The organism is Flavobacterium sp. KACC 22761, assembly GCF_034058155.1.
Classification (GTDB): Bacteria; Bacteroidota; Bacteroidia; order Flavobacteriales; family Flavobacteriaceae; genus Flavobacterium.
In genome coordinates, this window is record NZ_CP139148.1 from 4134483 (window position 1) to 4148245 (window position 13763).

Annotated in this window: 10 protein-coding genes; 4 read left to right on the forward strand and 6 right to left on the reverse strand. The window is 33.0% G+C overall.

Going from position 1 to position 13763, the window contains the following annotated elements; genetic code table 11:
• Positions 1–17 precede the first annotated feature (17 nt).
• Together lon and SCB73_RS17930 are read right to left on the reverse strand one after the other, a co-directional pair.
• Positions 18–2471 (reverse strand): endopeptidase La, encoded by a 2454-nt coding sequence (gene lon / locus SCB73_RS17925; protein WP_320567558.1) that lies wholly within the window; start codon positions 2469–2471, stop codon positions 18–20.
• A gap of 243 nt (positions 2472–2714) precedes the next feature.
• Positions 2715–3710, reverse strand: coding sequence for a DUF6252 domain-containing protein (locus tag SCB73_RS17930; RefSeq protein WP_320567559.1), 996 nt, complete (start codon positions 3708–3710; stop codon positions 2715–2717).
• A gap of 152 nt (positions 3711–3862) precedes the next feature.
• On the opposite strand from SCB73_RS17930, the gene SCB73_RS17935 reads away from it, so the two are divergent.
• From SCB73_RS17935 to SCB73_RS17950, 4 genes are read left to right on the forward strand one after another with little or no spacing between them, the layout of a single operon-like run.
• Positions 3863–4417, forward strand: coding sequence for an RNA polymerase sigma factor (locus SCB73_RS17935; protein ID WP_320567560.1), 555 nt, complete (start codon positions 3863–3865; stop codon positions 4415–4417).
• Entirely contained in the window at positions 4414–4956 is a 543-nt protein-coding gene (locus tag SCB73_RS17940; RefSeq protein ID WP_320567561.1) for an anti-sigma factor, read from the forward strand. Before SCB73_RS17935 ends, SCB73_RS17940 begins: the two co-directional genes overlap by 4 nt.
• The gene (locus SCB73_RS17945) at positions 4940–6001 is read left to right on the forward strand and encodes a hypothetical protein (protein ID WP_320567562.1); all 1062 of its coding nucleotides are present in this window, start codon (positions 4940–4942) and stop codon (positions 5999–6001) included. The genes SCB73_RS17940 and SCB73_RS17945 overlap by 17 nt, the downstream gene beginning before the upstream one ends.
• A 19-nt stretch (positions 6002–6020) precedes the next feature.
• Complete coding sequence (locus SCB73_RS17950) at positions 6021–6743, forward strand: head GIN domain-containing protein (RefSeq protein WP_320567563.1); 723 nt, start codon at positions 6021–6023, stop codon at positions 6741–6743.
• A gap of 119 nt (positions 6744–6862) precedes the next feature.
• Here SCB73_RS17950 and SCB73_RS17955 read toward each other — a convergent pair whose 3' ends face one another.
• The 4 genes from SCB73_RS17955 to glgB all read right to left on the reverse strand — a co-directional run bounded on the left by SCB73_RS17955 (position 6863) and on the right by glgB (position 13722).
• Positions 6863–8167: an MFS transporter gene (locus SCB73_RS17955; protein ID WP_320567564.1), complete on the reverse strand. Its 1305-nt coding sequence runs from the start codon at positions 8165–8167 to the stop codon at positions 6863–6865.
• A gap of 150 nt (positions 8168–8317) precedes the next feature.
• A complete protein-coding gene (locus SCB73_RS17960; RefSeq protein ID WP_320567565.1) occupies positions 8318–9130 on the reverse strand; it encodes a M48 family metallopeptidase in 813 nt (270 codons plus the stop codon).
• An 86-nt stretch (positions 9131–9216) separates the two neighbouring features.
• Positions 9217–11616: a glycoside hydrolase family 31 protein gene (locus SCB73_RS17965; protein ID WP_320567566.1), complete on the reverse strand. Its 2400-nt coding sequence runs from the start codon at positions 11614–11616 to the stop codon at positions 9217–9219.
• A 201-nt stretch (positions 11617–11817) separates the two neighbouring features.
• A complete protein-coding gene (gene glgB / locus SCB73_RS17970; RefSeq protein ID WP_320567567.1) occupies positions 11818–13722 on the reverse strand; it encodes a 1,4-alpha-glucan branching protein GlgB in 1905 nt (634 codons plus the stop codon).
• Positions 13723–13763: the final 41 nt, after the last annotated feature.

The following is a 13763-nucleotide window of genomic DNA, read 5'->3' on the forward strand; positions in this document are numbered from 1 at the left end:
GAAATTTAAGATTAAGCTTATTTCAGTTGTTTTGCATTTTTCACACTTTGATCTGTAAGTGCAATTGCTAGAACTTCACTCATTTCTTTTACATAATGAAAAGAAAGTCCATCTAAATACTCAGCTTTAATTTCGTCGATATCACTTTTATTTTCGTGACATAAAATAATCTCTTTAATGCCAGCTCTTTTTGCAGCAAGAATTTTTTCTTTGATTCCTCCTACTGGTAAAACTTTTCCACGAAGCGTAATTTCTCCCGTCATTGCCAAACTCTTTTTCACTTTCTTTTGAGTTAGCAATGAAACCAATGAAGTCAACATTGCTATACCAGCGCTTGGGCCATCTTTTGGAGTTGCACCTTCAGGAACGTGCAAGTGAATATTATATTTTTGGAAAATCTCTGTGCTCAATCCTAATTTCTTGGCATTGGCTTTAATATATTCCAAAGCAATTGTAGCGGATTCTTTCATGACATTTCCAAGATTTCCTGTAATTGTCAATGCTCCTTTTCCTTCAGAAATTAATGATTCTATAAATAAAATATCTCCTCCAACACTTGTCCATGCTAATCCTGTAACAACACCAGCAACATCATTGTTTTCGTATTTGTCGCGCTCTAATCTTGGAACTCCCAAAACAGCTACAATATCTTCATCTGTAACTTTTTTATTGTATTCCTCTTCCATTGCAACGGCTTTTGCCGCATTACGAATTACTTGAGCAATCTTAGTTTCTAAATTACGAACGCCTGATTCACGCGTGTAGCCTTCCACAATTTTTTCTAATTGTTTTTTGCCAATTGCCAAATCTTTAGAAGTTAATCCGTGTGCCTCTAATTGTTTTGGAAAAAGGTGTCTTTTTGCAATTTCAACCTTTTCTTCAATCGTATAACCAGACATTTTGATTACTTCCATTCTGTCGCGCAACGCTGGCTGAATTGCTGCCATATTATTTGAGGTCGCAATGAACATTACTTTAGACAAATCATAACCCATTTCAAGGAAATTATCATAAAAAGCATTGTTTTGTTCTGGATCTAAAACCTCTAATAATGCAGATGATGGATCTCCAGAATTTCCGTTAGATAATTTATCAATCTCATCTAAAATAAAGACCGGATTTGAAGTTCCTGCCTTTTTCAAACTTTGAATGATTCGGCCTGGCATTGCTCCTATATATGTTTTTCTGTGTCCGCGAATCTCCGCTTCATCACGCAAACCGCCTAATGAAATACGCACATATTCACGACCTAAAGCTTCTGCAACCGAACGCCCAATCGAAGTTTTACCAACTCCCGGAGGCCCTGTCAAACATATAATTGGTGATTTCATATCATTTCGCAATTTCAAAACTGCCAAATGTTCGATCATTCTTTTCTTCACTTCATCAAGTCCAAAATGATCTTTATCTAATATTTTTTGAGCATGTTTCAAATCGAATTTATCTTTAGAATATTCGCCCCAAGGCAATTCTAAAAACAATTCTAAATAGTTTCGTTGAATTCCGAAATCTGGCGACTGTGGATTCATGCGACGCATTTTAGACAGTTCTTTCTCGAAATGTTTCTGCGTTTTTTCATCCCATTTTTTAGTTTTCGCCTTTTGCCCCATTTCGTCCATTTCTTCTTCTTGAGAAACGCCTCCCAATTCTTCTTGGATGGTTTTCATTTGCTGATGAAGGAAATATTCTCTTTGTTGCTGATCTAAATCAAAACGAACTTTTGATTGAATGTCATTCTTCAATTCTAATTTTTGAAGTTCGACATTCATATAACGCAAAGTCTCTAAAGCGCGCTCTTTTAAACCATTTATTGATAAAAGCCCTTGTTTTTCTTTTACCGATAAATTCATGTTTGAAGAAACAAAATTGATCAAAAACGATTGGCTTTCAATATTTTTAATTGCAAATGTCGCTTCTGATGGAATATTTGGGCTTTCTTTGATAATCTGAATGGCCAATTCTTTTACTGAATCTAAAATTGCTGTAAATTCAGTATCATTTTCTGCTGGCCTATCTTCTGCAACTTCTTTGATGGTTGCATTCATATAAGGTTCTTCTGAAACTACTTCGTCAATTTCAAAACGTTTTTTTCCTTGCAAAATAACCGTAACATTTCCGTCAGGCATTTTTAAAACACGAAGAATTCTAGCTACAGTTCCAATTTTATGAATATCATCTTTAGATGGATCTTCATCTTCCTCATTAATTTGAGAAACTACTCCAATGATTTTTCCACCGGCATTGGCATCATTAATTAATCTGATTGATTTGTCTCTTCCTGCTGAAATCGGAATAACTACACCTGGAAATAAAACGGTATTACGCAAAGGCAAAATTGGCAGAGAAACCGGAAGTTCCTCATTGTTCATTTCTTCTTCGTCTTCGGGAGTTAATAATGGAATTAATTCTGCTTCGGAATCAAATTCCTGAAGTGACAGATTGTCAATAGTAAGTATTTTATGATTTGACATAATAATATATAAGTCGTTTTGTCATTAAATGATTAATACAACTTGCAAATAAAGCTCGAAATTCATTATTTCTTAATAAAAAGCCAACTAAATCTCGATTTACAAGATACACCAATAAAATAGACAATCACTATGCCAAGAATGGAATGTACAATATCTATTTAATTAGCCAAACTAATAAAATCAAATTGTATTACCAAAAAAAATCCGCACAAGGCGGATTTTAAGCGAGTCTATAAATTGTTATAAACCTTCGATATCTATATCAAAAGATCCTGTAATTGTCTTTTCATCATTTATACTAAAATTTTGAACGACCAAATCAAAAGTCCCCACGAGTTTTGTTGCTGTTTTTGAAACAATTGTTATTGACCCAGATTTAGATGTATATATGTAATCATTTATTCTGAAAGTACCTGCAATAACGTTTTCAAGAGCGCCACCCGTATTTGATGAATTAGTTGAAACCTGATAAGTTCCGGCTCCATATGATTTATTAATACTCAAACCAACACTTACACTCCCATCATTCTTTTTTCCAACTATACTATAATACGGATTACTACCAGATGCACTTACAGCAGTTACATCAACTTTATCATTAATAAAATCAACCCCATTTACTTTTGCTTTCAAAATTTGATCTGAATCATCTGCAGGAATATCTGTTGTATAAGGTACATTAACAAAAGTACCGTTTGTAATTACTTTAGTTTCAGTTGAACCATTATCAGTCTCTCTAAATCCTGTAAATTGAAAAGTACCTGAAATTGTTTTTTTTGTTTTATCTACGGCAGTAATTTTAATAATTGCAGTATCGGTATAATTTTTTACACCTAAAAAGACTGCATCTTCGTTTGAAGCACTAACAAATCCATATCCACCTACTTCTTCGGCGTAAGCCAAAACAAATTTTTCAGCATTTTCTTTACTGTTTACCCATGTATATGTTCCTACTTTATTACTTGGCAAAATAATTTGAATTAAATCACCTTTAGAAGATCTTGTGCCAGCTATTAATACAAAATTATCGGTCACAACTGCAGTTGTAGTATTTGCAACAAATTCTTCACTCCCAACTTTAGCCTTGAAAACAGCCTTTTCTTCAACAGTTCCACTTCCATTTCCGTTTCCATTATTCTGAGAACCTTCGATATCGCGTCCATCATCGAAAGTACTACAAGACACCAAAAAACAGCATGCTACAAAAAGCAAAAGAAATAAAGTATTTTTTTTCATGTGATATTTATTTTACCTACAAATATAGATTTTATACAAAGAAATAAAAATCTTACACAATCTAATTATTTAAAAAAAAATAAAATTAATTTTATAGAAACTGTAACAAATAAAAAAAAGCCCAGTCATTATAAAAAACTAGCAATCATTACTTGAGTATAACCAACCAAAATATCGAAGAATTAATCGCGCTTTGTAAAGAGAATAATCAGAAAGCCCAATTTGAAATTTACAACCGATACAGTAAAGCCATGTACAATGTGGCATACCGTATTGTAAAAGACGAACATTTTGCACAAGACGTCATGCAAGAAGGTTTTTTGAAGGCATTTACAAAAATAAACGACTACAAACAGGAAGTTGCTTTTGGCGCGTGGCTAAAGAAAATCGTGATCAATTATAGTATTGATTTTTACAAAAAGAACAATGCTTTTCAGATCGATGATTTGAGCAAGACGCTTTATAAAATTGAAGATAAAGATGAGTTTAATTCCGAAGCCATTGATTTTAACACTTTAAAAGTAAAACAAGTTTTAGACACTATTTCAAGTCTGAAAGACAGTTATCGAATGGTTCTGACACTTTTTTACATAGAAGGATACGATCAAGAAGAAATAAGCGAGATTTTGAATATTAGTTATCAAAACTGCCGAACCACATTAAGCAGAGCAAAAGAAAGTTTGCGAAAAAAATTAGAGGAGATATGAAAATGGAAAATAACAACGACAATTTAGATCAATTATTCAACAAGTTTGAAGACCAATGGGATGTTCAAGAATTAAATCCAGATCATCAGGATATTTTCTTGAGCAAATTAAATCAAAAACAGCCTAAAAAGAGAAATTATTGGTTTGCCACAGCAATTGCAGCCACTATAGTTTTAATGCTTGGAATAACTGTTTTTTATAAAACCGAAAAACCGAAGGAATTCAAATTTGCATCTAAAGAAACACAACGTACTGATTCTATTTTCAATATTCTGATTGATAACGAGCTGGTTAAACTTAAAGAAAAAAGTTCGCCCGAAAATGAGCAAATCATAAATGATGCATTGAAACAAATGAAAGTTTTTGATGCTGATTATCAAAAAATCATTAATGAATTGCAAAAAAACGGCGAAAACAAACAAATCATTTATGCCATGATAAGCAATCTGCAAACTAGAATTTCCTTTTTGCAGACAGTTTTGAAACGAATCGAAGAAAACGAAAATTTAAAAAACACTAGCCATGAAAAAACATTATAAAATACTAATTCTGTTCATCTTAGTTCCTTTCTTGGGATTTTCAAATGATGACACGAATATTTCGAAACAAAAAAATATCAAAAAAACCTATATCGTAAATTCAAATGCGGGAATTGATATTGATAATAAATATGGAAACATTTCTGTATCCACTTGGGATGAAGACAAAGTAGATCTTGACATCACGATCAAAGTCACTGGAGCAAATGAAAATTGGGTAAACGAAAAATTGAACACTATTGATGTTGATATTACTGCCTTAAAATCAATGGTAACAGCAGTTACTAAAATTGGAAATTCTACCAACAAAGGACGAGGAAGCAGCAATAGTTTTGAAATCAATTATGTAATTAAAATTCCGAAAAACGGAACCGTAAAACTGATGAACAAATACGGAAATATTACCACAATGACTTTAGAAGGTGCAACTGACATAAGCTGTAAATACGGAAAAGTCACTATTGGTAAATTAAATAATGCCACAAATAGACTTAACATTGAATATTGCCAAAATTCATCTATCGATTATATCAAAAATGGCACGGTAGAAGCTCGTTATTCTGGTTTGAAAATCAATGATTCAGGTAATATTAATTTTGATGCAAATTATACAGATTTAGTAGTTTCTGACGCTCAAAACATTAAATACGACTGTAATTACGGAAATCTGAAATTTCAAAAAGTAAACTCTTTTTCAGGTTCTGGAAACTATCTTACAGTTTCTGTTGCCGAAGTATCAAGCAATTTGACCATCAACACAAATTACAGCAAGGTAAATATTGGCTCACTGACTGAAAAAGCTAACAATGTGAATATTAACTCAGGATATACCGATATTTCATTGGGCTACAATTATAATTATGCTTTTGATTTTGACATTAATACAAAATATGCGAGCATTAAAAATGGAGATGATCTTGAAATTAATGTCAGTGAAACTAAAAACAATTCAAAAAGCATAAGTGGTTATCACAAAAAGAAAGGTCAGAATAAAGTAATAATTAATTCAAATTACGGAAACGTATCATTAATCAAAAAACAATAATTTTAAAGAAACAAAAACCATGAAAAAAATTTTTCAATCAGTAGTTTACGGTGCATTATTAATTGGTTTAACAGCAAACGCACAAGAAAAAATTAACGGAAACGGAAATGTTGTAACTCAAACCAGAACAACGTCAGAATATGATGCAATCAAAGTATCAGGTTTTTACGATGTTGATTTAGTAGCAGGAAAAGAAGGTAAAATTACAATTAAAGGCGAAGAAAATATTCTGGCCGTAATTATTGTTGAAGTACAAGATAATGCTTTAAAAATTTATACAAAAAAAGGAACTAATATTCGCCCAAGCTCAGGAAAAAAAGTAGAAATCACGATTCCATTTGAAAAAATATCAGAACTTAACCTTTCTGGTTCAGGAGATATTGTAAGTAAAGATCCGATCAAAAATGATAAATTTTCAGCAAAATTATCGGGTTCAGGAGATATCGATTTAAATGTTGTCGCAAATTCTTTTGATTTTAGCTTGAGCGGTTCGGGAGATATCAAATTAAAAGGCAATGCAGACAATTTAGCTATTAAACTTTCTGGTTCTGGTGATATTGAAGCGACAAATTTGAAATCTAAAAAGGCTGATGTAATGGTTTCAGGTTCTGGCGATGTTAAAATAAACTGCAACGAAAGTTTGACTGCAAGAGTTTCTGGTTCTGGCGATATTACATACTCTGGAAATCCTGAGAAAAAAGATACAAAAGTTTCTGGATCAGGAAAAATTTCAAAAGCATAAATTAAAAGAACTCAATAATAAGAGATTTTTAAAAATCATCAAATCAAAAATCGAACAATCATTCGTCTTTTATTATTGAGTTTTATTTTCTTCATACTTTATTAAATAAAAAGAGGCACTTAAAGTGCCTCTTTTTTATGAACTCTTCTTAAAAGGAAAATCGATGTGACGAAGAAAATTGCAAGAACAACAATTGCTTTACGCGGACTTCCTGTTCGCTGATCAATTATTCCATAAATGCACATTCCTATTACAATTCCGATTTTCTCGGCAACATCGTAAAAACTAAAAAACGAAGCTGTATCTTCAGTTTCTGGCAATAATTTTGAATATGTAGAGCGTGATAATGCCTGAATTCCTCCCATTACAAATCCTGCAACAGTTGCCATAACATAAAAATGCATTGGTAATGTTATGAAATATGCCAAAGCGCAAAATACTGCCCAAATGGCATTAATAAAAATCAAAGTTGGTACATTTCCATATTTTGCCGAAGCTCTTGAAGTCAAAACGGCTCCCACAACAGCTACAAGTTGAATTAACAAAATGCAAATAATTAATCCTTGTTGACTTTCTTCTGGCGAAGACCACTTAATTTCTTGTGCGCCAAAATAAGTTGCAACCAGCATTACAGTTTGCACTGCCATACTTGAAACAAAAAATCCACCTAAATATCGTCTCAACGGAACATTGTCATTCAATAAACCCCAAACCTTTTTTAGCTCTTTAAAGCCATTGAAAACAACGCTTCTAGTCAATTTTTGACCATTCTCTTTACTCCCTTTTGGCAAATAATAATAGGTATATTGGCTAAAAAGAATCCACCAAACACCAACCATAATGAAAGAATATCGCATTGCTTCCATTGCTGTGATATTAAAAGTTTGTGGAAACATAATCATGCCAAGATTGATAAGCAATAAAATTACACTGCCAATATATCCAAGAGAATATCCTTTGGCACTAATTCGATCCTGCTGATCCTCAAAAGCAATATCGGGCAAATAAGAATTATAAAAAACCAAACTTCCCCAATATCCAATTAATCCTAAAAAATAAAATGCCAATCCGATATAAATATTCCCAAGATCAAACCAATATAATCCTACACAAGACAAAGCACCTAAATAACAGAAAAACTTCATAAAAGCTTTTTTGTTGCCAACATAATCTGCAATTCCAGATAATAATGGTGAAATAAATGATACAACTAGAAACGCGGCTGCAGTAGTGAAACTAATTAATGCAGAATTTTTAAGATGCATTCTGAATACATCAATATAATGACCACGATTTGTAAATAATGCTTCGTAAAATATTGGAAATACCGCCGATGCAATAGTCAAAGTATAAACTGAATTTGCCCAATCGTAAAATGCCCAGGCATTTAGTAATTTCTTATCTCCTTTTGGTAGGTTTTTCATAGAAATGGTTTTGTTAATGCGCTACGAATTTATCTATTTTTTATGATAATCAAATATAATTTGTTCGATTCCTATATTATTAAATCATAAACTAAAAAAGCCATTCGAAAACGAATAGCTTTAAATATCATTTAATTGTAAATGTAAAATTTATTTTATAGTCCCTACTTTCAAAGCTATTGCTTTAGCTTCAGGTACTAATGCTTTTATATTAGCAATTCTGGTTGCATCTGAAGGGTGTGTACTCATAAATTCCGGAGTTCCTGACGCGCCCGATTTTGCAGCCATTCTGCTCCAAAATGCAACTGCATCATCTGGATTATAACCTGCAATCGCCATTAAAGTCAGACCAATTTTATCAGCCTCGCTTTCATTGCTTCTGCTGAAAGGAAGCATCACTCCTACTTCAGAGCCAATTCCGTATGCTTGTGCAAAAATTTGTTGCGTTGCTTCAGATTTTCCGCTTGTTGCTGCTCCTAAAGCAGCTCCACCAATTTGTTGTAATTGTGCTGCAGACATCCTTTGTGCGCCGTGGTTCGCTAATGCATGTGAAACTTCGTGTCCCATTACCGTTGCCAAACCAGATTCATTTTGCGTTACCGGTAAAATACCTGAATAAACAACAATTTTTCCTCCAGGCAAACACCATGCATTTACTTCTTTATTATCAACTAATTTGTATTCCCAGCGATAATCTTTTAGATATTGTGTCTGTCCTAAGTAATTTAAATATTTTTCGGCTGCCAATTTAATTTTGTAACCGACCGTTTCTACAAGTTTAGCATCTGCAGTTCCAGTAATTACTTTGTTTTCAGTCAAAAACTGATTGTATTGTTGAAATGAAGATGGAAATAATTCACTATTGGAAACAAAATTCAAATTTTGTTTTCCTGTTATTGGGTTTGTTGCACAGCTGTAAACCAAAACAGCTGTAAAAACCCCTGCAATTAGATGTTTTTTCATGATACTAAAAATTTAAACACACACAAAAATACAACTAAAAAAGTGTAAATTATTATAGAATTTTATAAAAATTTATCAGAATTTACTTATTCTCCTACAATATGCAGCTCATTGAATTCTTTATCAACAATCAAGAAGTTATTTTGCTCAAAACCAATTTTGTCAAATTCGATGCTTTCATTGTCAATTTCAATCTCTTTAACTTTAAATGGAAGCCCAATTAAATTAATTTTATATTTAGAATAAGGCGTATCATATTTTCCTTCTTTATGAAGCTGAATAATCAATTCTTTATCTTTTCCGATAGAACGCAATGATAAATGGCTATAACGTCCTTTTTTATAATCATATCCATCTTGTGCATCTTCATAAACTGCTGATTTTTCTTTGCCATGTTTGTAATAAACATCCAAAGTCAATTCATCAAATTCCAATTCACCAACATACTGCTGAACAGGATATTTTGGAATAATAGCACCTGCTTTTACAAAAACCGGAATTTCGTCAAATTTTGTATCAATCCAAATTTCTCTTCCTCCTAAAAAAAGTTCATTTGTCCAGAAGTTATACCACTCACCTCTAGGAATATACATACGTCTACCTACAGCATTAGGTTCAAGAATTGGACACACTAAAATTTGGTTTCCAAAGATAAATTCATCATTTCGATAATGCGTTTGTGTATCTTCTTGATCGTAATACACTAAAGGTTTCAACATCGGAATACCTTCTTCAATATATTGCCAGAACATCGTATATAAGTATGGTAGAAGCTGATAGCGAAGACTCACAAATTTTCTGGTAATATTAATGACTTCTTCATCAAAAGCCCAAGGTTCCTGATTTCCATGATCTCCAGAAGAATGCGTTCTGCAAAAAGGATGAAAAACCCCTAACTGAATCCATCGCGCATAAAGTTCTCCCGTTGGTTGCTCGGCAAAACCCCCAATATCAGAGCCTGTAAATCCCATTCCCGAAATTGACATTCTCTGAACCTGAATATTCGCAATCCATAAATGTTCCCAAGTTGCTACGTTATCTCCCGTCCATGACGATGTATAACGTTGAGCGCCAGAATAAGCCGATCTTGTGATTACAAATGGACGTTTTGGATACGCAAATCGTTTTACGCCATGATAAGTGGCTCTTGCCATTTGTGTTCCGTAAATATTATGTGCTTTTCTGTGGCTGCAAGGATTACCATCATAAAGATGTCGAACATCCATCGGGAAAGTTTTGTTTGGAACTTCCATAACGGCTGGTTCGTTCATATCGTTCCAGACTCCTTTTACACCAATCTCTGAAATTAATTCTTTAAATAATCCTGCCCACCATTCTCTTACTACAGGATTTGTATAATCGGGAAAATTACATTCGCCCGGCCAAACTTTTCCTTTCATATAAGGACCATCAGCTCTTTTGCAGAAATAATCTTTTTCTAAAGCTTCTTTATAAACCCAATAATTTTTATCAATTTTAATTCCGGGATCGATGATTACGATTGTTTTAAAACCGTCTTCGGCTAATTCGGCAACCATCTTTTTCGGATCAGGAAAATATTCTTTATTCCAAGTAAAACATCGGAAACCATCCATATAATCAATATCGAGATATATGGCATCACACGGAATTTTAAGTTCTCTGAATTTTGAAGTGATTTCTTTGACTTTGCTTTCTGGATAATAACTCCATTTACATTGATGGTAGCCCAAAACCCAAAGTGGTGGTAATTCTGGTTTTCCTGTCAAATCGGTATAAGTTGTTACAACATCTTGCATTTGCGGGCCGTAAATGAAATAATAATTCATTTCTCCACCTTCTGCCCAAAAACTAGTCACGTTTCTTCTTTCCTGACAAAAATCAAAAAAGGTTCTAAAAGTGTTATCGAAGAAAACACCGTAGGATTTTTGATTGTGTAATCCAATATAAAATGGAACAACTTTATATAGTGGTTCTTGATCTTTATGATAAGCATATTGGTCAGTGGCAAAATTCTCTACTCTTTTGCCCTTTAAATTCATTTGGGTGGCTTTGTCACCAAGACCGTAAAAACATTCTCCATCTTTTGAAGACTTACTCATTTTTACAATGTTACCGCCATATTCATAGCTTTCTTCCCAGTGAAATCCAAGCTCATCCTGAAGAATCAAACAATTTTCTAAATCATAAATAGACAAACGAACATCTGCTTTTTTAATTTTGCAAACTACTTTGCTGGTTCTGATTTCAAAATAATTTTCGTCTTCGCTGACTTGCAAAAAATTATAGCCATGCAATTGCGTTTTATCAATCGCATACGAAAAATCGTTGCTGAAATATCCTTTTGTAGTAAAACGAAAACGAATTAAACTGTCTCTAAGAACCGTGACTTTTAAAATTACATTATTGTCGGTGAAAAAAGAAATAGAATCTCCCTCATGTTCATACGAAACTATTTTTGATGGAAATAAATTGCCTTTATGTTCTAGTGATGTATTTGTAATCATATCGCAATTGTCTTAATTATATAACTCAATCCTTACTTCAAACATACAAAAAAACTTGGTAAAGCACTATGAATAAAAGGTTTATTCACGAAAACGTTTTTTCTGAATGAGTAACAAATTACTTTACAAAAAATCAATAATTCGATAATTTATAAACGTTAAAATGACAAAAAAGCATTACTGAAAATTATCGGTAATTTTCTATTCAAAAGAATAAACAGTAACACTCAAAGGTGGCAAAATCAATTCGACAGAATAATCTCTTCCATCATACGGAGAAATATCAATTTTTATGGAAGTAGGATTGCCAACACCACTTCCTCCATAGATTTTAGCATCACTGTTAAAAATCTCTTTTAATTTCCCTTTTTTAGAAATACCAATTCTGTAATTTTCTCTTACAACCTGAGTAAAATTACAAACCACAACTAGATTTTCATCTGGATTATTTCCTTTTCGGATAAAAGAAACAATAGCATTCTGATGATCAGAATAATTAATCCATTCAAAACCTTCACCTGTAAATTGTTTTTCGAACAATGCTGGCTGAGATTTATATAGTTGATTCAAATCTGTAATCACCTTTTTAATTCCTGAATGATAATCATACTGAAGTAAATGCCAATCTAAGCTCTTTTCAAAATTCCATTCATCGCTTTGCCCGAATTCTGCTCCCATAAACAATAATTTCGTTCCGGGATGTGTAAACATATAGCCGTAGAGCAATCTCAAATTAGCAAATCGTTGCCATTCGTCGCCAGGCATTTTATAAATAAGAGATTTTTTTCCATAGACCACTTCGTCATGCGAAAACGGAAGCATAAAATTTTCTGTAAAAGCATACGTCATTGAAAAAGTCAAATCGTTTTGATGATATTTTCGATAAACAGTTTCTTTCTGGAAATATTTCAACGTATCATGCATCCAGCCCATCATCCATTTCATTCCAAAACCTAAACCTCCATAAGATGTTGGTCTCGAAACCATTGGAAAAGATGTACTTTCTTCTGCAATTGTCTGAATTCCATTAAAATTAGAATAGATTACCTCATTGAATTCTTTAAGAAAGCTAATACTATCTAAATTTTCTCTTCCGCCATAAATATTCGGTTCCCATTCGCCGTCATTTCTCGAATAATCAAGATATAACATCGAAGCTACTGCATCAACTCTTAATCCGTCAGCATGATAATTTTGAAGCCAAAAAACAGCATTACTGATTAAAAAAGCACGAACTTCATTTCGACCGTAGTTAAAAACCAAACTTTTCCAATCCGGATGATAGCCTTTTCTTCGATCTGGATGTTCATATAAATGCGAACCATCGAAGAAGCCTAAACCATGTGCATCGTCAGGAAAGTGCGACGGAACCCAATCCAAAATTACACCAATACCAGCCTGATGCAGTTTATCAACCAAAACCATAAAATCCTGAGGTTTTCCAAAACGAGAAGTTGGCGCAAAATATCCTGTCAGTTGATATCCCCATGAAGGATCATAAGGATATTCCATGATCGGCATAAATTCTACATGTGTAAAACCTGTTTCTTTTACATAATTTACCAAATCGTCTGCTAATTCCAAATAAGTCAAAAAGCGGTTATGTTCTGCTCGTTTCCACGATCCTAAATGCACTTCATAAACCGAATAAGGTTTGTCAAGGGCATTATTTTGATGGCGCGATTCCATCCAATTTTTATCTTTCCAATTGTAATCTAAATCCCAGACAACTGATGCTGTATGTGGTGGTTTTTCACAATATAAAGCAAATGGATCTGCTTTTTCAGTTACAACTCCATCGATATGCGACTGAATTTTGTATTTATAAAGCGAACCTTTTGACAAATCAGGAATAAATCCTTCCCAAATTCCAGAAGAATCCCAACGAACCTGCAATTCATGTTCGCCTTGAACCCAACAATTAAAATCTCCAACCACAGAAACTGATTTGGCCGTAGGGGCCCAAACGGCAAAATACACGCCTTTTGTTCCATTTACTTCAATTAAATGCGCTCCTAACTTTTCATATAATTTGAAATGTTTTCCTGCTTTGAATAAATCAATATCAAAATCGGTAAATAAAGAATGCGTAATTACTTTTGTCATATTTGGTTTTTAAGGCAATAATTGGAATTTCTTATTTGTAT

Coding starts and splice junctions, on each gene's coding strand:
- SCB73_RS17940 (WP_320567561.1), top strand. CDS start 4,414: ATGAAAATGGAAAATAACAACGACAATTTAGATCAATTATTCAACAAG.
- SCB73_RS17945 (WP_320567562.1), top strand. CDS start 4,940: ATGAAAAAACATTATAAAATACTAATTCTGTTCATCTTAGTTCCTTTC.
- lon (WP_320567558.1), bottom strand. CDS start 2,471: ATGTCAAATCATAAAATACTTACTATTGACAATCTGTCACTTCAGGAA.
- SCB73_RS17965 (WP_320567566.1), bottom strand. CDS start 11,616: ATGATTACAAATACATCACTAGAACATAAAGGCAATTTATTTCCATCA.
- SCB73_RS17930 (WP_320567559.1), bottom strand. CDS start 3,710: ATGAAAAAAAATACTTTATTTCTTTTGCTTTTTGTAGCATGCTGTTTT.
- SCB73_RS17950 (WP_320567563.1), top strand. CDS start 6,021: ATGAAAAAAATTTTTCAATCAGTAGTTTACGGTGCATTATTAATTGGT.
- SCB73_RS17960 (WP_320567565.1), bottom strand. CDS start 9,130: ATGAAAAAACATCTAATTGCAGGGGTTTTTACAGCTGTTTTGGTTTAC.
- glgB (WP_320567567.1), bottom strand. CDS start 13,722: ATGACAAAAGTAATTACGCATTCTTTATTTACCGATTTTGATATTGAT.
- SCB73_RS17955 (WP_320567564.1), bottom strand. CDS start 8,167: ATGAAAAACCTACCAAAAGGAGATAAGAAATTACTAAATGCCTGGGCA.